This window comes from Lysinibacillus sp. Ag94, from assembly GCF_023242215.1.
Lineage (GTDB): Bacteria > Bacillota > Bacilli > Bacillales_A > Planococcaceae > Lysinibacillus.
The window spans coordinates 74,055-96,913 of sequence record NZ_CP096780.1; the positions used below are offsets into that span (position 1 = coordinate 74,055).

The window sequence follows — 22,859 nt, forward strand, 5'->3', positions numbered from 1 at the left end:
AAAAATTAATAAAAATATATGGTTTTATAAATTATTTAACCTTTTTTATACGAAAGTGAAACGGCAGTTTAAATATTTTGATAGCAAAAGCGAAGCGTCAGTTACAAGAGGTAGTCTTCTACTGAATAAAGAATGGAGTAAGTTTAACAAATGGCCTCTACTACTTTTGGTGTTGAGCCTTTTGACTGGGAATTTATCAAACTTTTTGTTCTTAAGTAGAAAAATATCAGTGTAATTGTTGATTTAGTATTGTGATGAAATTGGGAGTATCGATCAATGAAAAAGACATTAGAACTCTCATATAAAAATTTGCAACGTTTTTTTATGTAGCGAAGGTGGTACTGGGTTATGTAATTTTCGTAATTTTTAAACAAATTTTATGGAAAGTGATGTTTATATTGGTGTGTAGCTTATCGTCTTTGTAGATATTGTTGCCATTTCTCGTATTTATGCATATGTATTCGTCGAAATGTTTATATTTTTTTCTGTCACCTTCAGACAATCTTTCCATACATAATTTCTTATAATAGCTCCAAACGTGCAGAAAGGGGATAGTGAAATGACGAGTATTGAATGGTATAACACGGCAAATGTAGACAAACAGAAATTAGGAGTGAGAAAAAGGCAATTGTTAATAGGCTCTTTATTTTTTTTAACATCCTTCTTTTTAGCTCAGTCTGTGGTATTTGAAGCGGCCGTACCTTTCTCAGTTCCTTTTTGGGCAATTATTCGAACAAAATATAAAGAATATGCCAAATATGTTTTGTTCGGTGGTTTAATAGGGTGTTTTTTCCTCGGTTTTGGACAAGTCTTCATTTTAGCATTGCAGATCGTCTTGTATGAATGTATTATGCGCTTCCGTTATTGGCAGCTACCACAAAGTATAGCAGTATCTTTAGCGGTACTACTTGTGCAAATAATGTGGCAGGGAGTTATGTATCAAGGTTTACCCCCGGTGCTTGTGCAATTTTATGTAGGCTGTGAAGCAGCTTTAGCTCTTATTATGACGTTGTTTATGCAAGTGTTGTTTGTTAATTCTCATGAATGGTTTACGAGTCATTGGACTTATGAGAAGCTAGGCTCTGGATTAGTTGTATTTGCTGCTATGCTTACAGGGATGCAAGCAATTGTTATAAGCTATTTTTCACTCCCCATTTTTTTATTACAACTATTCATTTGCTTCGGTGCATTAGTAGGAAGTGTACCATTAGCGACGGTTATCGGAGCCGTGCTCGGGACTCTCATTGGGGTTGCAAAACTTTCATTTACGGGTATGCTGTCTGTAGCCACCTTAACAGGATTGTGTGCCGGGATGGGGGCTCGTGTTGGACGATTCGGTGTAGCAATTGGCAGCATTTTGCCAAGTGTATTTTTTTTATTTTACGATGCAACATTGCCGTTAGATAGCGTTTATTTTACATCGATTGTTGTGGGGAGTATCGTTTTTATAACTATCCCTAGTAAATATTCCGAAAAGGTGCGGGACAAGCTGTTTCCACAGCGTGAGGAGATCCTACTCGCTCGTCAAAATTGGTTAACGGAGCATGTTACGTTTAAATTAGAGCATTTTCAACATTTTGTACAATTTATGAAGGAGCTTGTGTTTGAGCGTTTTATGACAACCCCTATAGAAGAGGCGAAGGAAGTGTCGCCAATGAATACTTGCTTAAGCTGTTTCCGCTATGATCGTTGTTGGGGAGCGCAAAGTAATGGAATGGACAAGCTTATGACAGACTGGTTTCATATGAAAGGTGTTGGCAAGGATTCTGGTATTCATCGTGTCGAAGAACAAATACGCTATAAATGTGTGAAATCAACGAAAATTTTCGAGGAATTGGAAACGGAGCTGTATCGAGAGCGCATTAATGGTCAGTATTTTCATGGTAAGAAAATGATAGCGCTTCAGCTACGTGATATGAGCAATCACCTAAATCAGTTAATAGCGGAGATGAAAGAAGAAACGATTTCATTCGTTAGTGTGGAGAAGGACATTACGCAACGATTAAAAGATGCTCATATTGAATGTTTTCAACTAGATGTGCTTAGTAATAAGCCTGGAGCACGAAAAATTGTCTGCGCTTTAGCACCAGCACGAGTCAATTGGGAGGAAGACACAACAGTAGCTGAGCGGATGATATTGCCGATTTTATATGATATTTTTGAAGAACCATTTGAAATTGAAAAAGTAGTAGCAAGCGATATACCATTTCGTCACATTCAAGTAAGCTTTAGATCAGCTATTAGCTTTGAAGTAGAGTATGATATATACAGCATGTCTAAAGATGCGACGTTATATTCCGGTGATTCCCATGCATTATTTCAATTACATCCAGGACTATTTGCAATTTTATTGTCAGATGGTATGGGGCAGAGTAAAGAAGCACAGCATGAGAGTAGAAAGTTAATACACTTAATGCGAGAATGTTTAAATTACAATATGAACCCAGAGACTGCGATGCATACGTTGCATTATGTCATGTCCTTAAAGCAACAAGACGATATGTATGCAACGCTTGATTTTGCACTTGTCGATTTGCAACACGGAGATTTATGGTCGTGGAAGGCTGGGGGTATGTCTACGTATATTTTACGTGGAAAAGAAGTGCTGAAGGTAGAAAGTAATGCAGCGCCTGTAGGTTTTTTATCCATTTCAGCAGTCGAGGCTGAAAAAAGAAAGCTTAAAGCTGGCGATGTAATATTAATGCATTCTGATGGATTATTTTCTAGTGTTGATGATTGGGACGAGCAGGAAGAGCTATTTTTAGCGTATGCACAGCAAGTGGCTGGCACTACTAAAACCATCCAGGAAAAACTAACTACGATTATGCAATCTTTCCAAGCTTACTATGCTATTGAAGACGATTGCACCGTATTAATGCTAGAAGTTACGCATGTTGTACCTACGTGGGCTGTATTTAAGCCAGTTCAACACTCTATGAGCAGTTCATCATAAAAGAGAACGAAAAGGGGAGGAGAAGCGTTTGTCACTTGAATTAAAGGTCAAAAAATTTATCGAAGAAGAGCAATTATTGCAGCAAGACGACCATCTTCTCATCGCCGTTTCGGGTGGAGTGGATTCAATGGCTCTGCTCCATTATTTTGTCAAAACAAAAGAGCAGTGGGGAATTACGATAGAAGCCATACATGTTGATCATATGCTAAGAGGTGAAGCATCTGCTGAGGACAGAACTTTTGTCCAGAAATATTGTGATAAGAATGGTGTATACTTATATGCAAAGGCAATTCCAATACCAGAGATTATGGCTTCAGAAAATGGCAATACACAGCTTATTTGTCGTAGAGAGCGGTATCGATATTTTAAAGAGGTTATTGAAAAAACGAATGCTAGCAAGCTTGTAACTGCACATCATGCGGACGACCAACTGGAGTCAGTATTAATGGCCCTGACAAAAAATGCAACGATAAATGGTATGCAAGGTATACGTTCACAACGTATTTTTGAAGGGAAAACATTAATTCGTCCGTTTTTAACGGTTACAAAGTTAGAAATAAGGGAATATTTACTTAAGCAAGGTTTAGATTATCGGGAAGACGCTAGCAATGCTAAGGATACCTATGTACGCAATCGTTTTAGACATCATGTGGTACCTTTGTTGGAGGCAGAAAACCCAAGGGTAACAGAGCAGGTAACCCATTTTACAAAACTATTGCAAGAAGACGATGCCTATTTAATGACATTAGCGGAGGATGTATTTTCTAGAATAGTAAAAAGAAAAGACGGAAATACATATAGCATGGAAATTAAGGCTCTTCAATTGGTACCACTTGCTTTACAAAGGAGGCTCATTTTAATACTATTAAACTATCTTTACAAAGATTCAAATACGATACAAAGTTATGCTTTATTGACTTCAATTTTAAAGCTTTGTGATACGACAGCAGGGTATGCTGAAGTTCACTTGCCAGAAGATTTTATAGCAGTTCGCCGTTACGGAAAATTAACGATTCAGAAGAAAGAGCCATTAGAAGGTCACGCTTCTCCTGAGAAAAAGATTATTTCGACTGCTAATGGGTGGACAACACTGACGAATGGTGAACGTTTATGCGTAGTCGAGTTGCCTGATTTATCGTCTGAAATGCTGACGGATACTGCACAACTTTTTTATTTTAACGCTAGCAAACTCAAACTTCCACTCTATGTTAGGGCGCGTAAGGAAGGGGACAGAATACTGTTAAAAGGAATGGGTCAGCCTAAACGCTTATCCCGCCTTTTTATAGATGAAAAGATTCCTTTAAATGAGCGAAATAGCTGGCCGTTACTGATTTCTCAATCTGATGAGGTCGTAGCGGTAATTGGTGTGCGTATGGGAATGTTTTTTTCAACCTCTCCGCAACCAAACGATGATACAGTGCTCATCGTAGACTAAGGTCTTTGTAAAATTTCACCGCTAATGGTTGAACATTTTTTTATACACACGAGGAGGAATCGCTATGTTACAAAATGACATCGAAAAAGTTATGATTACAGAAGAACAATTACAAGAAAGAATCGCTGAGTTAGGGGCACAATTGACAGAGGAATACAAAGATTCATTCCCGTTAGCTGTTGGTGTTTTAAAAGGGGCAATGCCTTTTATGACAGACTTAATGAAACGTTTCGATTCTTTCATTGAGCTAGATTTTATGGATGTTTCTAGCTATGGCAATGCTACAGTTTCATCAGGGGAAGTTAAAATTTTAAAAGATTTAAATACGAGCGTTGAGGGACGTGATGTATTAATCATCGAGGATATTATTGATAGCGGCTTAACGTTAAGCTATTTAGTAGACTTATTTAAATACCGCAAAGCAAAATCCATTAAAATTGTTACATTATTAGATAAACCATCAGGTCGTAAAGTAGACTTAGGTGCTGATTATGTTGGTTTTGAAGTGCCAGATGGCTTTGTTGTAGGGTATGGTTTAGACTACGCAGAAAAGTACCGTAATTTACCGTACATTGGCATTTTAAAGCCGGCAGTTTATTCTTTCTAATCAAGTAAGAAATTAACGAAAGAACACCAGCTATGAAAAGTAAGAGCCTCCAGCGAAGGTCATAGATTTTTATTTTTTAACTTCATTCAGCAAAGAAAGCAAAGTGTCAGCTACAAATGTTTTCAGTACCGAAAGCGCAGCGACAGGTACAGAAGTCTCCCGCCCTTATAGGTGATGAGATGAATGCGGTTTTAAGTCACTTTTCAGCGGGTGTCCAAATATCCATCAAGTCCTGTGGCACGAGGCATAATTGATCGTAATTCAAAAATTTAGGTACATTGTTAGATACAACTACGCTGGAACATACTTGATAAATGCATAAATATTTTTCGATTTCGACAAAAATGGGACGAAACTTTTTTTATGTAGGGCTTTTCGTTGTATGATGAAATCATGATATGTTAAGATTTTACTTATAATTTTTCTGTTTGTAATGAGGAGGCTGGAGATGAATCGAATATTTCGATATACCATATTCTATTTACTGATTTTCTTAGTGATTATCGGTATATTTGGTACTTTCAATGGGGGAAATGCGCCAACGAAAGAGTTAACTTATTCTGAGTTTCAAGATGCTCTAGATAAGAAAGAAATAACAAGTGCTACAATTCAACCTGATAAATCAGTATACATCGTTGAGGGTACGATGAAGGGGTATGAGAAGGGTCAAAGCTTTACAGCGAATATCCCTCGTGATAACCAATCTTTATTGAACCGCATCGATGAGGCTGCTAAGGATAAGAATAGTAATATTAAATATTTAACAGCGCCAGAAACAAGTGGATGGATTCAGTTCTTTACAGGGATTATTCCTTTCATCATTATCATTTTCTTATTCTTCTTCCTAATGAGTCAATCTCAAGGTGGCGGTAATAAAGTGATGAGCTTTGGTAAAAGTAAAGCCAAACTTTATGACGATCAGAAGAAAAAAGTTCGTTTTACAGATGTAGCGGGTGCTGATGAAGAGAAAGCAGAGCTTGTAGAGGTTGTTGACTTCTTAAAGGATCACCGTAAATTTACTGAAATTGGTGCCCGAATTCCAAAGGGTATCTTACTTGTAGGTCCTCCTGGTACAGGTAAAACATTACTTGCACGAGCGGTAGCAGGTGAGGCAGGCGTACCATTCTTCTCGATTTCAGGTTCTGACTTCGTAGAAATGTTTGTCGGTGTCGGTGCATCACGTGTGCGTGACTTATTCGAAAATGCAAAGAAAAATGCACCTTGTATCATCTTTATCGATGAGATTGATGCAGTAGGTCGTCAACGTGGCGCAGGTCTTGGTGGTGGCCATGACGAGCGCGAACAAACATTGAACCAATTACTTGTTGAAATGGATGGTTTCGGAGCAAACGAAGGTATTATTATTATCGCTGCAACAAACCGCCCAGATATTTTAGATAAAGCGTTATTACGTCCTGGTCGATTTGACCGTCAAATTACAGTAGGACATCCTGATGTAAAAGGTCGTGAAGCAATTCTAAAAGTACATGCGCGTAACAAGCCTTTATCAGATACAGTAGATTTAGCAGCTGTTGCACAACGTACACCAGGTTTCTCAGGCGCTGACTTAGAGAACTTGTTAAATGAAGCTGCACTTGTGGCGGCTCGTAAAAGTAAACGTACAATTAATATGGCAGATATCGATGAGGCATCTGACCGAGTAATTGCAGGTCCAGCAAAAGCTAGCCGTGTTTACTCAGCGAAAGAGAAGAAACTTGTATCCTTCCATGAAGCCGGCCACGTAGTTGTAGGCCTGGAGCTGGATGAAGCAGATACAGTACACAAAGTAACAATCGTCCCTCGTGGCCAAGCTGGAGGTTACGCGATTATGTTACCGAAGGAAGAACGTTTCTTCACAACAAAACAAGAACTATTAGACCGTATTGCAGGCCTACTTGGTGGTCGTGTTGCAGAGGAAATCGTACTTGGCGAAGTATCTACTGGGGCACATAATGACTTCCAAAAGGTAACAAGTATTGCGCGTGCTATGGTCACTGAATATGGTATGAGTGAAAATCTTGGAGCAATGCAGTTTGGTTCAAGTCAGGGTGGGAATGTATTCCTTGGACGTGACTTTAATTCAGATCAAAACTACTCTGATTCAATCGCTTATGAAATTGATAAGGAAATGCAAAAAATTATCGATTCACAATATGAGCGTACTAAACGAATCCTAACTGAAAAACGTCATTTACTTGATTTAATTGCTAACACATTAATGCAAAAAGAAACATTGAATGCGCAAGAAATCGAGCATTTACGAGATCACGGTGTCTTACCTGAACCAGAGGTAGAAACGGTTGTGGAAAAAGCGCCTAAAGCTGAAGTTCAACCAATATTAGATGTAGTTGGTGAACAGGCAATTAAAAAAGAATTGCTTAGCAATGAGCCAGATCCAACAACAGCTGATTTACCTAAAGAAGGTAGAGAATCGAATGATACACCAAAAGGTATCGACGAAAAGCGTGATTAATATGAGAAAGACTGTTTACGATTTTAGTAAACAGTCTTTTTCTTTGCCTTTTTTCGGTAATAGGTATTACGATGGAATCTATATTACGCAACTGCGAAATATAGATTCTTTAATGTTTTAAGGACAAAATAGATAGGAGTGTTGAAACATGGGAAACGTAACATTGAATAATGGTTTAGAGATGCCGTTAATCGGCTATGGCGTTTTTCGAGTACCTGAAGGGGATGACTTGGCGGAGGCAGTAAAAACAGCTATTGTAAAAGGTTACCGTAGCATTGATACAGCTCAAGTATATCGCAATGAAGAAAGTGTTGGGCGAGGAATTCGCGCAGCGATTGATGAGGGCTTAGTAACACGTGAAGAACTATTCGTAACATCAAAGGTTTGGAATGATGGACTCTCCTATGAAGAAACACTTGCAGCTTATGATAGTAGTTTAGAGAAATTAGGACTAGATTATTTAGATTTATATTTAGTTCATTGGCCGGGAATAGATACAAATTATATTAATGTTTATAAAGCGCTTGAAAAAATCTATCAGGATGGACGTGTACGCTCAATTGGCGTTAGTAACTTCCATGTTCAACATTTAGAAAATTTATTAAAGGAAACATCAGTTGTTCCTGTAATTAATCAAATTGAATTCCATCCTCACTTAACTCAAGAGGAAGTTCGTGCATATTGTAAGGAAAAAGGAATACAAGTAGAAGCGTGGTCGCCGCTAATGAATGGTTCTTTATTGGAAGAATCATTGATTCAGCAGCTAGCTTCTAAATATGGCAAAACACCTGCACAAATCGTTTTACGCTATGATGTGCAGCATGGTGTAGTCACAATTCCAAAAACAATGACTCCTGCACGAATGACTGAAAATCTAACGGTCTTTGACTTTGCGTTAACAGAGGAAGAAATGGCTCAGTTAGATGCACTAAATGATGGCTTACGTTGCGGACCAGACCCAGAAAAATTTAATTTTAAATAATTTGAAAGGAGCTACCTAATTTGAGGGTGGCTCCCTTTTGTATGGTTCTTCGGCAAAACGAGGGGTTGATTTCCGTTCCGGCTGGGCGCTTTGTAGCTGACGCTTCGCTTTCGCGCAGAGCGGGGGGCGTCCGATGAGCCGCTTCACTCGCGATGTGATCTGACCCCCAAGGAGTCGCCCAGTCTCCACTTCAATCAACCAATTCACAAAGGTGTATTTTCTGGCATGGCCTAATTTATAGTTATAAAACGAAACTTCAGCAATATTGTTTATCTGTGCGTAAAGCGAAGCGTTAGCAATAACAGTTGAACAATTTCTTCTCTGTTATAAGTCGCAATATTATACACTTTTGAAATGAATAAGATTTATAAAAATTTACACTATCGCTGATTGGAGTGGAAGGCTACTCGACTCCCGTGGGAAAGCGAGACAGGCGAGACCCTGCACGGAGCGCAAGCGGAAGAAGCGGCTCGACGCTCGCCCACAGGAAAGCGAGTAGCCTGGAACGGAAATCAACTTCACGTTTTAATATGAGATTTAATTTGAAAGAGCTACCTAATATGAGGGTGGCTCCTTTTTGGAGTGAGATGAATGTTATTTCATAGTAATAAAAGTGTGGTATCATTTTCTAAAGTGTTTTAACTTTTTTGTGTAGCGCAAATTCCATTCCGGACGCAAGCATGTCAAGGGATAATTGATCTTAATTTTTTATGCATGAGTATGCATTGTTTTAGTTGTATCAATCGTATAGTGACAGGTACAATTACGATGAAGGGCAATAAATAGGAGGCATCAACCATGATTTTAGTTTTAGATGCAGGAAATTCGAATATCGTATTAGGTGTCTATGATGACAACGATCAATTGGCCTTCCATTGGCGTATGGTGACTGACCTTCATAAAACAGAAGATGAATATGCAATGCAAGTATTATCTTTCTTTCATCATGCAGGCATTTCATTTGAACAGGTTACAGGCATTATTATATCCTCTGTTGTACCACCAATAATGTTTTCGTTAGAAACGATGTGTCAAAAGTATTTTCGTAAAAAACCGCTCGTTGTAGGACCGGGTGTGAAAACAGGACTAAATATTAAATATGAAAACCCGCGTGAAGTTGGCTCAGACCGCATAGTGAACGCTATTGCAGCTCTTGATGTTTATAAAGCACCACTGATTATTGTTGATTTTGGAACTGCTACAACATATTGTTACTTAAACGAAAAGGGCGATTATATGGGCGGTGCTATCGCTCCGGGTATTTCGATTTCAACGGAGGCGCTTTATACACAGGCAGCTAGATTGCCACGTATTGAAATATTGCGCTCTACACATATTGTTGGAAAGACAACCGTATCTGCGATGCAGGCCGGGATATTTTATGGCTTCGTTGGGCAAGTTGAGGGAATTGTTAATCGCATGAAAGCACAAAGTAAGGAAGAGCCTTTAGTAATTGCTACTGGAGGATTAGCAAATTTAATTGCTGGTGAGACGCAAGCTATTGATGTAGTCGATCCGTTTTTAACATTAAAAGGCTTATATAAGCTATATAAACGCAATCAATAAGAAATGAGGGACATTTCATTTATGAAAGATTATTTAGTACGAGGTTTAGGGTTCAACGGACAGGTACGTGTTTTTGCAGCTTGTACGACAACAACTATAGGAGAAGCGCAACGTCGTCATAATACATGGCCTGTTGTGTCGGCAGCCCTTGGTCGTTCTATGACTGCTGCGGTGATGATGGGTGCTATGTTAAAAGGTGAAGAAAAAATCACTGTGAAAATTGAGGGGAACGGTCCAATCGGTCCGATGGTAATTGACAGTAACGCGCACGGTGAAGTACGTGGTTTTGTAACAAATCCCCACGTTCATTTCGATTTAAACGAGCACGGCAAGCTTGATGTTCGGGCAGGTGTTGGGACAGAGGGCTCATTAACAGTTGTAAAAGATCTTGGTTTGAGAGACATGTTCTCTGGACAAACGCCAATTGTATCGGGTGAAATTGCAGAGGACTTTACTTACTATTTCGCTACATCAGAGCAAGTACCTTCATCAGTTGGATTAGGGGTTTTAGTAAATCCTGATAACACAATTCTAGCGGCTGGTGGGTTTATCCTTCAATTAATGCCAGGCTGTGAAGAAGAAACAATTGACGAAATTGAGCAGCATCTTGCTTCTATAGAGCCTGTTTCAAAAATGATTGAAAAAGGTTTTACACCAGAGCAAATTTTAGAAGCGGTATTAGGAAACGGTCATCTGCAAATTTTAGATTCCATGCCGGTAGAATTTAAATGTCAATGTTCAAAAGAGCGATTTGGTACAGCGATTTTAGGGTTAGGGACACACGAGATTCGAGAAATGATAAAAGAGGATGGCGAAGCAGAAGCACAATGTCACTTCTGTTTAGAAACATACCACTTCTCAAAAGAAGAGTTAGAAGGATTCATCGATGAGCTCAACGCGTAATCGACGGCCTTTATCCGCTAAAACACCCAACCAAACGCCCTTATTGCAACGTCGTCTGAAGACAAAACCTGCATTAACAGTTATGGCAATCTTATTATTAGGAAATATTTTGTGGTTTATAGCTTGGCTCATTCCTAATAAAGACCAGGAAATTGGTAGCGACGAGCAAGTCGCTGCCGTTGATGGGGAAATTATTACACGTCAAAAGTGGATGGTTGCCATGGAAGAACGCTATGGTAAAGAGACGCTACAAAATTTAGTGAATGAATCAGTGATGGAAAAAGCAGCTGAAAAGTTTAACATAAAAGTAACGGATAAAGAGATTGATTTAGAGTTAGCCTTAATGCGTTCTGCCCAAGATAAATTTGATACTGCAATGCAAAACCTTTCATCAGAGCAACTGCGACAAAAAATTCGCTCACAGCTTATATTAGATAAAGTACTGACAAAAGATGTGGTTATAAAAGAAGGTAGTATTGAAAAATATTATGAGGAAAATCAGGCACTGTACAACACGAAAACAAGTTATCGTACGAATTTTATAGAAGTGAATTCAAAAAAAGCAGCTGAGGAAGCATTAAGTGAAATAAAAGCTCCCGCTGATTTTTCGGTGCTAGCACGTGAGGTTTCGGTAGACAGTGCTTCGGCTAGCTTAGGCGGAGATATTGGTTTCCTCACAGAAAAACAGGAAAACGTTGATCCTGCCATTTTAAAAGCAGTGAAGGTTTTAAAAGCAGATGAGGTTAGTAAAGCATTTAAGCTTGCTAACGGTCATTACGGAATTGTACAAGTTCAAGAGATAACAGAAGGACAATCCTTTACATATGACGATGTGAAAGAACATATTGAACGTGAGCTTGCGTTAGAACAATTGCCACAACATGTTACACCGGAATCATTCTGGTCTGAATTCAATGCGACTTGGTATTACGGAGAAGCGAAAAAAGGTAAATAACAGATTGCTCTGAATGAGTATCAACTATGCCTCGGCATAATTCGTCCGGAATCGGCTTTGTGTTTGCACCGATTCCGTGACATGCGCCGAAGGCTTTAACTTCTTTCAGCTCACCATCTATAGAGGTGGGAGACTTCTGTATTTGTTGCTTCGCTTTCGCTCCATAATATATGTGCTGAAAGAAGTTCAAGAATCTGCAAGATATCTGCGGGAAAAGTGAGCCAGGGAAACCCTGCAGACGTTTAGCGTCAACAGAGTAATGGCCACTCCGGGATATTGAGCAGATTTTTGTTTCCCTTCATGCGTCAATATTAGCCAATAACCTTTGACGTAGGTGAAGCAATAAATATTCTGAAAATATAAGTTATATTTATTGACAATCGAATGGAAAAATTGATAAAATCAAAAATAAGTAAAACCTATAAAATTAGTAGGGATTAGGAGTGGATTGATAAATGAGTAGATTAGCAAACTCGGTAGCTGAATTAGTAGGTAAAACGCCAATTGTTAAATTAAATCATGCAACAGGTGAAAACGAAGGTACAGTTTATGTAAAATTAGAATATTTTAACCCAGGTAGCTCAGTGAAAGACCGTTTAGCTTTAGCGATGATTGAAGCGGCAGAAAAAGACGGTACATTAAAGCCTGGTGGTACAATTATTGAACCTACTTCTGGTAACACGGGTATTGGTCTAGCGATGATTGCTGCGGCTAAGGGCTATAAAGCGATTTTAGTAATGCCGGAAACAATGAGCTTAGAGCGTCGTAACTTATTACGTGCATATGGTGCAGAGCTTGTATTAACACCTGGGCCAGCAGGTATGAAAGGTGCGATTTCTAAGGCGGAGGAATTAGCTGCTGAGCATGGCTACTTCTTACCACAACAATTCACGAACCCAGCTAATGCAGTTGTTCACCGTTTAACAACAGGTCCTGAAATTGTAGAAGCATTTGAAGGTTTAAAATTAGATGCATTTGTTGCTGGTGTTGGTACAGGTGGTACAATTACGGGTGCGGGTGCTGTGCTAAAAGAGCAGTATCCAGAGATTGAAATTATTGCTGTTGAACCAAAAGATTCACCAGTACTTTCTGGCGGCCAACCAGGGCCTCATAAAATTCAAGGTATCGGGGCTGGCTTCGTACCTGAAGTGTTAGATACAGATGTGTATTCTTCTGTATTCCCTGTGGAAAATGAAATTGCTTTCGAGGTAGCTCGTAAAGTAGCGCGTGAAGAAGGTATCTTATGCGGTATTTCATCAGGTGCAGCTATTCATGTTGCGATTGAAGCCGCAAAACGTTTAGGTAAGGGCTCAAATGTTCTTGCGATCGTACCTTCTAATGGGGAACGTTATTTATCAACACCTTTATATCAATTTGAAGACTAATCCAATTATTTGAACGTTAAGGCTCCTTAAACGAGGAGTCTTTTTTATTTGTTAAAGAATCTAATTCTATTTTCAAATTGTGGATTAGATGTTTCGTTTGCAAAGAGGTGGAGTGCGTAATGTTCCTTCGGTTCTCCAACTTTTTTTCGGATGTAAATAGGCGCTTTAGCATATTTGGTTATCACCGATCGGATGTAGAAACATTCGGTAATTAAATTTTAAGTGGCTACCTGAAAAATATTCGCTTCCAAGCAATATTCAAGTTAAGATGGAATCACATCATATGACTTAAAGGGGAATAGCGATTTGAAGACAATACTGACGAAAACAATATCGATGGATGCAGACTCGTTTTTTTATAGTTATAAGAAGCAAACAGAAGCAGAACAAGCACATATATTTTTAGAAAGTGGACGTGGAGGAAATTTTACAATAGCTGCTTGGAATCCACTAGCTACAGCACAATCGATCGAGAACGGTTTACTTGTAAATTGGAGAAATGGTGAGACTGAAAATTTAAACGGTGAACCTCTTGCTTTGTTAGAGAAATTAGTAGAGAACTATCACATTGCATATAATTCTGAGCTTCCTGTTTTTCAAGGTGGGGCTATTGGGTTTGTAGCATACGATTACGCTCGTAAAATTGAAGTGTTACCTCATACTGCTGTAGATGATTTACATATACCAGATATTTATTTTTATATTTTTGATTGCTGGGCAGTACATGATGTGAAAACAAATAAAGTAACGCTTATGAAGCTAGCTGATTGCCATGTAGATTTGGAAGAATGGGCTAATGTGTGGCAAGGGGCAGCACAAGAAGGATTGCTTACACGGAAATTTGAAAAAACAAGCGCTGTCGAAATAGTAAATGACGAAAGTGAATTGTTAGTATCATTTGCGGGGACTGCCTTTGAGGAAGCAGTAAGTAAAATTCAAACATACATAGCGCAAGGCGATGTATTTCAAGTGAATTTGTCGGTACGTCAATCCAAAAAATTAAACGCAACTGCAATGGATGTATATGAAGCATTACGTGCATTTAATCCTTCACCTTATATGGCTTATATAGAAGCACCGAATTTTGCAGTTGTTTCAGGTTCACCTGAGCTTTTGGTGAAGCGTCACGGTAATGAGTTGTCTACTCGACCAATCGCTGGTACACGTCCAAGAGGAAAATCCGAGGCTGAGGATTTAGCGTTAGCGCAGGAATTGATAGATAACGATAAGGAACGTGCTGAACATGTAATGCTTGTTGATTTAGAGCGTAATGATTTAGGGAGAGTATCTACATATGGGACTGTTGAAGTAGATGAGTTCATGGTGATTGAACGCTATTCACACGTGATGCATATTGTTTCCAATGTACGAGGAGAAATAGCTGAGGGAAAAACCAATGCAGACGTTATCCGTGCCATGTTCCCAGGAGGGACAATAACTGGTGCACCTAAAATTCGTACGATGGAGATTATTGAAGAATTAGAACCTGTAAGACGAGGGTTATATACGGGTTCAATTGGCTGGCTAGGTTTTACAGGTGATATGGAATTTAATATCGTTATTCGTACAGCATTTATTAAAGATGGAGTAGCACATATTCAGGCAGGAGCAGGCATTGTTATTGATTCTGTTCCGGAGAGAGAATATCAAGAATCCTTAAATAAAGCGAAGGCGATGTGGCAGGCAAAGGCAATGGCAGAGGGGCGAGCAAAATGATTTTAATGATTGATAACTACGATTCTTTTACGTATAACCTTGTACAATATTTTGGGGAATTTGGACATGAATTAGTGGTCAAAAGAAACGATGTATTAACGGTGAAAGATATTGAGCAGCTTACACCAGATATGATTGTTATTTCTCCGGGGCCATGTAGCCCGAATGAAGCGGGTGAAAGCCTGAACATTATTAAGTATTTCGCGGGAAATATTCCGATTTTAGGCGTTTGCCTTGGCCATCAAGCCATTGCTCAAGTATTCGGAGGGAATGTTATACGAGCTGAACGTTTGATGCATGGTAAAACGTCACCTGTGCTACATGCTGAAATAGGTTTGCATAAGGGGATGCCAAATCCATTTGCAGCTACTCGTTACCACTCCTTAATTGTAGAAAGGGAAACGTTACCGGCATGTTTTGAAGTGACGGCATGGACAGAGGAAGGCGAAATTATGGGCATTCGCCATAAGGACTATCCCATTGAGGGAGTACAATACCATCCTGAATCGATTATGACGGAGCGAGGTAAAGAGCTTCTACGCCAGTTTATAGATTTGTATGTTGGGGGAGCGAAGTAAATGCTGTGCTGGATGAATGGAGACTATATAGTGGCGCAGGATTTGCGTATTTCACCATTTGATCATGGATTTTTATACGGGTTAGGCTTTTTTGAAACGTTTCGAACGTATAAGGACAAAGTGTTTTACTGGGAAGCACATATGGAAAGGTTGCAAACCGCGCTTTCTCAATATCGTATTCATATGCCGTATACGGAAGAGGATTTATTAAAGGTTGTTCAGCAATTAAATGAACAGGCCAATGGACAAGACGGGTATTTCCGTATAAATGTCTCAGCTGGAGAACATAGTATCGGATTGCAGCCTACTGACTATAGACAACCGAATGTTATTGTTTTTCGCAAAGAATTACATGATACACCTCGAGGTATGGAAAAAAACGCACAGTGGCTTGTGACACCGCGTAATACTCCTGAAAAAGGGCTTCGAGTGAAATCGCACCATTACGGCAATAACGTTCTTGGACGTTTTGAGATGCCATCTTTGGCGCAACAAGAGGGCTTCTTTTTAACGGAAAATGGCTTTGTTGCTGAAGGTGTAACATCAAATATCTTTTGGGTGAAAGATGATATACTATATACGCCTTCTTTAGAGACTGGCATTTTACCTGGAATTATCCGAGCGTGGGTAATTGAGCGAGCACAATCTTTAGGGATTGAGGTAAAAGAAGGCTTCTTTACTAAAGAGGATGTAGAGCAAAGTTCAGAGTGCTTTATTACTAACTCTATACAAGAGCTTGTTCCAATTTCTAAATTAGAGAGCACGCAGTTATTAGGCAATAAAGGGCCTGTTTATTCGCGTTTACATGCAGTATTTGTCAATGAAGTGGAACAAGAATAAGAGGAGAGTTAACATGCTTGAAAAATATACAACACCATTAACGATTAACGGGATCACGTTAGACTATACAGCAGAAACTTTTGTGATGGGTATTTTAAATGTCACACCAGATTCATTTTCAGATGGAGGGAAGTACAATAACGTTGAAGCTGCCGTTGCTCAAGCGAAAAAAATGGTAGCTGATGGCGCTAAAATTATTGATGTTGGCGGAGAATCAACACGCCCTGGTTATGAACGTATTTCCGATGAAGATGAGATTGCACGAATTGTACCAGTTATTCAAGCTTTAGTAGCTGAAGTGCCAGCGGTTATATCAGTTGATACGTATAAAGCGAACGTAGCTCGTGCAGCCATTGAAGCGGGTGCCCATATTATTAATGATATTTGGGGAGCGCAAGCTGAACCCGAGATCGCACAGGTTGCTGCAGATTTAAATGTACCGATTATTTTAATGCATAATCGAGACAACACTAATTATGGTACTGATTTCTGGATGACGGCAAAGGCTGACTTAGAGAAGAGTATTGCTGTTGCTCGGAATGCAGGTATACCAGATAATCATATTATTTTAGATCCAGGCATAGGCTTTGCGAAAACTACTGCTCAAAATATTGAAATGATGCAGCATTTAGAGGATTTAGTAGCAATGGGTTATCCTGTTTTGCTAGCGACTTCACGTAAGTCAATGATTGGTAATGTCTTAAAGCTACCTGTCGAGGAACGTATAGAAGGTACAGGAGCAACAGTTGTTTACGGTATTGAAAAAGGCTGCCATATGATTCGTGTGCATGATGTAAAGGAAATGGCACGCTCTACACATATGGCTGATATTTTAGTAGGTAAGCGTATTTATAAGGAGGAAGCATGATGGACTATATTCATTTAAAGGATATGCAGTTTTACGGCTATCATGGCGTTTTAGCGGCGGAAACAACACTTGGCCAACGCTTCCGAGCCAATGTTTCACTTGCTGTAGATATGACAAAGGCTGGAGAGACGGATGACTTAAATCATACGGTGAACTATGCTGAGGTTTATGCGTTATGCCGTGATATTGTAGAAGGAGAGCCGTTCAAGCTTATTGAAGCGCTTGTCTCGAAAATAGCAAACAGTATTTTAGAAACATACTCAGAAAAGGTAAAGGGGGTTCGCGTGGAGCTTATTAAACCAGATCCACCGATCCATGGCTATTATAAAGAAGTATCGGTAGAAATAACGCGAGGTGATTACTAATGAATGATGTGTATTTATCGATCGGTACAAATATGGGAGATCGATTTGAAAACTTACAACATGCTGTTACCCTTTTAAAGGGCAAAGAGGAAATTGAAGTTGTGCACATTTCATCTGTTTATGAAACAGCTGCTGTAGGCTACACGGATCAGGCAGATTTTTTAAATATTGCTGTTCATATTAAAACGAGTTACTCATCTTCCGAAATGCTGAAAATTTGCCAATGGGTTGAAAGCGAACTTGGACGTGTTCGTGAATTTCGATGGGGCCCTCGCATTATAGACCTTGACATTCTACTCTACAATCACGAAAATGTTGAAACAGAGAGCTTAATTGTTCCGCATCCAAGAATGTATGAGCGAGCTTTCGTATTAGTACCATTAATAGAAATTACGCCTGCACCAGTTGGACAACAACTGCAAAGGGCACATGATATAATGCAACGGATGAATTGTGAAGAGGAAGGCGTAACTTTATGGCGAGCATCAGCAGAGCTGAAAATTTTGCAGTCCGTTCATTAAGTTCCTATCCAATGGTCAAAGATAATGGGTGTATCGGCTGACTAACATCTTCAGGCAAAAGCAAAATTCGGATACCATCATGCTGAGGCATAATTGATTTGAGTAGCATTAACAATTGATATATATGGAATAGGTGAAAACCTATAGAAGGAGGAAAACAGCGTTGAGTCAGACAACTGAGAAGCCGTTTCAAATTGGCGATATAGTCATGGACAACCGTGTTGTATTAGCACCAATGGCAGGAATCTGTAACTCTGCTTTCCGTTTAACGGTTAAGGAGTTCGGAGCAGGGCTAGTATATGCAGAAATGATTAGTGATAAAGGGATTGTCCAGAAGAACGAAAAAACACTAGGCATGCTTTATATCGATGAACGTGAAAATCCACTTTCATTGCAAATTTTTGGTGGTGATAAAGCAACGCTAGTGGAAGCGGCTAAGTATGTAGATGAAAACACAACTGCCGATATCATCGATATTAATATGGGTTGCCCAGTTAATAAAATTATTAAATGTGAAGCGGGCGCCCGTTTACTTTTAGATCCGAATAAATTATATGAAATGGTAGCGGCTGTTGTAGATGCGGTAAAAAAACCTGTCAGCGTGAAAATGCGTATTGGTTGGGATGACGAGCATATCTTTGCTGTAGAGAACGCACAAGCTGCCGAACGTGCCGGTGCTTCAGCGGTAGCTGTTCATGGACGTACACGTGTACAAATGTACGAAGGAAAAGCAAATTGGGATTTCATTCGTCAAGTGAAGGAAAATGTAAAAATCCCTGTGCTTGGTAATGGCGATGTAGAAACTCCTCAAGATGCAAAACGTATGCTTGATACTACTGGGGTGGATGCAGTAATGATTGGACGAGCTGCGCTAGGCAATCCATGGATGATTTATCGTACAGTGCAATACCTTGAAACTGGCGAGTTAAAGGAAGAGCCAAGTGTACGCGAAAAAATTGATGTGTGCTTGCTACACTTTGAACGCCTTATGCAATTAAAAGGAGAAGGTGTGGCGGTACGTGAAATGCGTAAGCATGCTTCATGGTATTTAAAAGGTATTCGTGGTAATGGTAAAGCGCGTAAAGCGATTAACCAAACAGAGACTGCGGTAGAGCTTCGTGCGCTATTAAATGGAATCGTACAAGACTATGAAGAGCTTGAATCTAAATTAATAGTACCAGAAGCAAAAGAATTAATTCTTTAATATATTAAATAGACGTCTCTCTGTTCGTTTTGAGACGTCTATTTTTCTGCTAACATCAATTTTTAGAATTATTAATCATTTTTTCTCTTATGGAAATTAAACCGAAACAGATGATTACAACAATAAAATTGTGTACAATAGAAATATTATGGACGTAAACGCAACGCGGACAATTTAATAAGGAGTGAAACAAGTGTCAAACATAGAAGAATTAAATGATCAGCTTTTGGTGAGACGCCAAAAAATGACGACTATTCGAGAAAATGGTCAAGATCCATTTGGTAGTCGTTTTGAACGTACGCATTTATCAACAGAAGTGCGTGAACAATTTGCAGATCAAACAAAAGAGCAGCTAGAAGAAAACCTACAAGAGGTAATTATTGCGGGTCGTATTATGACGAAACGCGGTAAAGGAAAAGCTGGCTTTGCGCATATGCAAGATTTAGGTGGCCAAATTCAAATTTACGTTCGTCAGGATCATGTTGGCGAAGAAGCATACGAATTATTTAAACAAGCTGACCTAGGTGATATCGTAGGTATTCGTGGTAATGTATTCCGAACACAAGTAGGAGAGCTTTCAGTCAAAGCTGAAGAATTCACATTCCTATCAAAAGCTCTACGCCCTATGCCAGAAAAATTCCATGGCTTACAAGATGTTGAGCAACGTTATCGTCAACGTTATTTAGATTTAATGACGAATGAAGATAGTAAAACAACATTCATTACACGTTCTAAAATTATCCGTGCCATTCGCAATTATTTAGATAATGCAGGATACTTAGAAGTAGAAACACCAATGCTTCATACAATTGCTGGTGGTGCAGCGGCTCGTCCGTTTATTACACACCATAATGCACTTGATATGGAATTATATATGCGTATTGCAATCGAACTACATTTGAAACGTCTGATTGTTGGTGGACTAGAGAAAGTATACGAAATTGGTCGTGTTTTCCGAAATGAAGGGATTTCAACACGCCACAATCCTGAATTCACAATGATAGAGCTGTATGAAGCTTATGCGGATTACAAAGATATTATGTCTCTAACTGAAAACCTTATTGCTCATGTAGCTCAAGAGGTTTTAGGTACTACTACAGTTCAATACGGTGAAGATGAAATTAATCTTGCTGTAGGCTGGAAACGAGTTCATATGGTAGATGCAGTAAAAGAAGCTACAGGTGTAGACTTCTGGCAACCAATGACTAAGGAACAAGCTCAAGCGCTTGCTAAAGAACATGGAGTAGAAGTTAAAGAAACACATGAGGTAGGGCATATTATTAACGAGTTCTTCGAGCAAAAAATTGAAGAGACTCTTGTTCAGCCTACATTTGTTTATGGTCATCCAGTAGAAATCTCACCTCTAGCAAAGAAAAACCCAGAGGACGAGCGTTTCACAGACCGTTTCGAACTATTTATCGTTCGTCGTGAGCATGCAAATGCCTTTACAGAACTAAATGATCCAATTGACCAACGTGAGCGCTTTGAAGCTCAGCTAGCTGAAAAAGCAGCTGGTAATGATGAAGCACACGAAATGGATAATGATTTCATTGAAGCATTAGAATACGGTATGCCTCCAACAGGTGGGTTAGGAATTGGTATCGACCGTTTAATCATGCTTCTTACAAATTCGCCATCAATTCGCGACGTATTATTATTCCCAACAATGCGTCATACTACTAAGTAATAGTTTTAAAAGGTTATCTTGAATAAGCAGGAGTCGAGGTGCAGAACAAGCACTAAGACTCCTGTTTTGCATCTTCTGCAATGAAATAGTCAATATTTAAAAGTTTAAAAGAATTAAGTAGAGTATTTAAATGATGAATGAATTTAAGGTATACTTTTAGAGTTCTATAATTTGCGGATTAAATAGAAATAGACATTATCAAAAGTTTTATTGGAGGCTTATAATGAATTATAAAATCTTTAACAAACAAGTATTTGAACAGGCACAAGTACGCTCAGTTTCAGATGTTATGTTAACTGAGGAAGAGCTTGAGCATGGTATGAAATTGGCGGTTTCTAAGGCAGATCCAACGCTTACTTTATATTTAGTGGATATAGACGGTCAGAAGAAATTCGATGTCCGTTGGGATGATTCCTCTGAAATTTTCAGTGGCTGGTACTCTGCGTGGGATAATTTCAATTGGTGCCTAGATGTAGCTGATAAACAAAATAGTTGATTTTTAGATTTAAGTTTAACTTCTTTCAACAATTGTTTTATTTTATTAGTGAAAACGAAGCGCAGCTACAACTGGTTTTTGTGGCAGAACAATAAAGTTATAAGTAACAAATATGAATAAGTAGGAGTCAAGAGGGGCAGGAGAACCACCTTGACTCCTTTTTTCATAGTTGAGTATTCACTAGGACGATGGTGCGTTCCGATGTGTATTTGATATCTTTGATGCTTTACCAAAGGAAGCTTTAGAAGGGATCCTTACTAATATAGATACTCTTCTTAATGTAAGTTAAAGTCTCTGGAGGATTTCATATGCCGAAGCATAATTGATTTTATTGAGATTTATGAGAAAGAGATGTATAGTAAAACAAATAAAGAGATAGCTAGAAGATTATTAGAATTATTTAGTGCTCGAAAAAGCATAAAATAGCTCACTAATTCTATATTTATCAAAAAAGATAATTTTATAGTAAAAAACGCTTGTGGTTTCATTGGATTCGTGATAAATTATTACTTGTCGTTAAGACGACGTAAGAAAACGAAACGTATTCAAAAAAACATTAAATAAAGATGTTGACATTGAAAACGTAGAGTGATATTATATAAGAGTTGTTGCTTTTGAAAGAGGCATTAAAAACTTCTGAAAAAGAGTTGACAACAAAAACAAGAAATGTTATACTATAAAAGTTGTTGAAACAAAACAACAACGATATGAACCTTGAAAACTGAACAAGCAAAACGTAATCAATAAAGTTTTTAGTAACTAACCTTGAGTTAGTGAACGAAACAAAATTTTGGACATCAAACATGATGCCAGCAAAACAATTTGAGCTAATCAAATTTCTTTTTATGGAGAGTTTGATCCTGGCTCAGGACGAACGCTGGCGGCGTGCCTAATACATGCAAGTCGAGCGAACAGAAAAGGAGCTTGCTCCTTTGACGTTAGCGGCGGACGGGTGAGTAACACGTGGGCAACCTACCTTATAGTTTGGGATAACTCCGGGAAACCGGGGCTAATACCGAATAATCTATTTCACTTCATGGTGAAATACTGAAAGACGGTTTCGGCTGTCGCTATAAGATGGGCCCGCGGCGCATTAGCTAGTTGGTGAGGTAACGGCTCACCAAGGCGACGATGCGTAGCCGACCTGAGAGGGTGATCGGCCTGGGTAGCTATGTGTGGACGGGATAAGTGCTGAAAGCATCTAAGCATGAAGCCCCCCTCAAGATGAGATTTCCCATTACGCAAGTAAGTAAGATCCCTCAAAGACGATGAGGTAGATAGGTTCGAGGTGGAAGTGTGGTGACACATGGAGCTGACGAATACTA

18 protein-coding genes and 1 other annotated feature (1 of these 19 only partly in view) are annotated in these 22,859 nt (G+C 39.0%); all 18 genes read left to right on the forward strand.

Annotation, left to right across the window (positions count from 1 at the left end; translation table 11 throughout):
- Positions 1-559: 559 nt before the first annotated feature.
- The 18 genes from MY533_RS00405 (at position 560) to MY533_RS00490 (ending at position 21,534) form a co-directional block, all read left to right on the forward strand.
- Entirely contained in the window at positions 560-2,953 is a 2,394-nt protein-coding gene (locus MY533_RS00405; RefSeq protein ID WP_248717612.1) for a SpoIIE family protein phosphatase, read from the forward strand.
- Between the two features lie 28 nt (positions 2,954-2,981).
- On the forward strand, positions 2,982-4,388 hold the full coding sequence (tilS, locus tag MY533_RS00410) for a tRNA lysidine(34) synthetase TilS (protein ID WP_248717613.1): 1,407 nt from the start codon (positions 2,982-2,984) through the stop codon (positions 4,386-4,388).
- A gap of 64 nt (positions 4,389-4,452) precedes the next feature.
- Positions 4,453-4,995, forward strand: coding sequence for a hypoxanthine phosphoribosyltransferase (gene hpt, locus MY533_RS00415; protein WP_132364364.1), 543 nt, complete (start codon positions 4,453-4,455; stop codon positions 4,993-4,995).
- Positions 4,996-5,443: 448 nt separating this feature from the next.
- Complete coding sequence (gene ftsH / locus MY533_RS00420) at positions 5,444-7,468, forward strand: ATP-dependent zinc metalloprotease FtsH (RefSeq protein WP_248717614.1); 2,025 nt, start codon at positions 5,444-5,446, stop codon at positions 7,466-7,468.
- Positions 7,469-7,616: 148 nt separating this feature from the next.
- Complete coding sequence (locus tag MY533_RS00425; protein WP_248717615.1) at positions 7,617-8,450, forward strand: aldo/keto reductase; 834 nt, start codon at positions 7,617-7,619, stop codon at positions 8,448-8,450.
- A gap of 798 nt (positions 8,451-9,248) precedes the next feature.
- Entirely contained in the window at positions 9,249-10,016 is a 768-nt protein-coding gene (locus MY533_RS00430; RefSeq protein WP_132364372.1) for a type III pantothenate kinase, read from the forward strand.
- Between the two features lie 21 nt (positions 10,017-10,037).
- On the forward strand, positions 10,038-10,919 hold the full coding sequence (hslO, locus tag MY533_RS00435; RefSeq protein ID WP_248717616.1) for an Hsp33 family molecular chaperone HslO: 882 nt from the start codon (positions 10,038-10,040) through the stop codon (positions 10,917-10,919).
- Positions 10,903-11,874: a peptidyl-prolyl cis-trans isomerase gene (locus MY533_RS00440; protein ID WP_248717617.1), complete on the forward strand. Its 972-nt coding sequence runs from the start codon at positions 10,903-10,905 to the stop codon at positions 11,872-11,874. Before hslO ends, MY533_RS00440 begins: the two co-directional genes overlap by 17 nt.
- Before the next feature lie 455 nt (positions 11,875-12,329).
- Positions 12,330-13,259: a cysteine synthase A gene (gene cysK / locus MY533_RS00445; RefSeq protein ID WP_248717618.1), complete on the forward strand. Its 930-nt coding sequence runs from the start codon at positions 12,330-12,332 to the stop codon at positions 13,257-13,259.
- A gap of 306 nt (positions 13,260-13,565) precedes the next feature.
- A complete protein-coding gene (gene pabB / locus MY533_RS00450; protein WP_371873280.1) occupies positions 13,566-14,975 on the forward strand; it encodes an aminodeoxychorismate synthase, component I in 1,410 nt (469 codons plus the stop codon).
- Entirely contained in the window at positions 14,972-15,553 is a 582-nt protein-coding gene (gene pabA, locus MY533_RS00455) for an aminodeoxychorismate/anthranilate synthase component II (protein WP_248717619.1), read from the forward strand. The genes pabB and pabA overlap by 4 nt, the downstream gene beginning before the upstream one ends.
- On the forward strand, positions 15,554-16,393 hold the full coding sequence (pabC, locus tag MY533_RS00460; protein ID WP_248717620.1) for an aminodeoxychorismate lyase: 840 nt from the start codon (positions 15,554-15,556) through the stop codon (positions 16,391-16,393).
- Between the two features lie 13 nt (positions 16,394-16,406).
- Positions 16,407-17,261 (forward strand): dihydropteroate synthase, encoded by an 855-nt coding sequence (gene folP / locus MY533_RS00465; RefSeq protein WP_248717621.1) that lies wholly within the window; start codon positions 16,407-16,409, stop codon positions 17,259-17,261.
- Positions 17,261-17,626, forward strand: a complete 366-nt coding sequence (gene folB, locus MY533_RS00470; RefSeq protein WP_132364396.1) for a dihydroneopterin aldolase — start codon at positions 17,261-17,263, stop codon at positions 17,624-17,626. The genes folP and folB overlap by 1 nt, the downstream gene beginning before the upstream one ends.
- Positions 17,626-18,147 carry a 2-amino-4-hydroxy-6-hydroxymethyldihydropteridine diphosphokinase gene (gene folK, locus MY533_RS00475; RefSeq protein WP_248717622.1) on the forward strand — a complete coding sequence of 174 codons (522 nt, stop codon included), beginning with the start codon at positions 17,626-17,628 and terminating at the stop codon, positions 18,145-18,147. The genes folB and folK overlap by 1 nt, the downstream gene beginning before the upstream one ends.
- A gap of 163 nt (positions 18,148-18,310) precedes the next feature.
- Positions 18,311-19,351 (forward strand): tRNA dihydrouridine synthase DusB, encoded by a 1,041-nt coding sequence (dusB, locus tag MY533_RS00480; protein WP_248717623.1) that lies wholly within the window; start codon positions 18,311-18,313, stop codon positions 19,349-19,351.
- A gap of 184 nt (positions 19,352-19,535) precedes the next feature.
- Positions 19,536-21,038: a lysine--tRNA ligase gene (gene lysS, locus MY533_RS00485; protein WP_248717624.1), complete on the forward strand. Its 1,503-nt coding sequence runs from the start codon at positions 19,536-19,538 to the stop codon at positions 21,036-21,038.
- A gap of 223 nt (positions 21,039-21,261) precedes the next feature.
- Positions 21,262-21,534 (forward strand): hypothetical protein, encoded by a 273-nt coding sequence (locus MY533_RS00490; RefSeq protein WP_248717625.1) that lies wholly within the window; start codon positions 21,262-21,264, stop codon positions 21,532-21,534.
- Positions 21,535-22,422: 888 nt separating this feature from the next.
- Positions 22,423-22,859: a sequence feature (most likely nonfunctional fraction of RNA operon), on the forward strand (it continues 9 nt past the right edge of the window).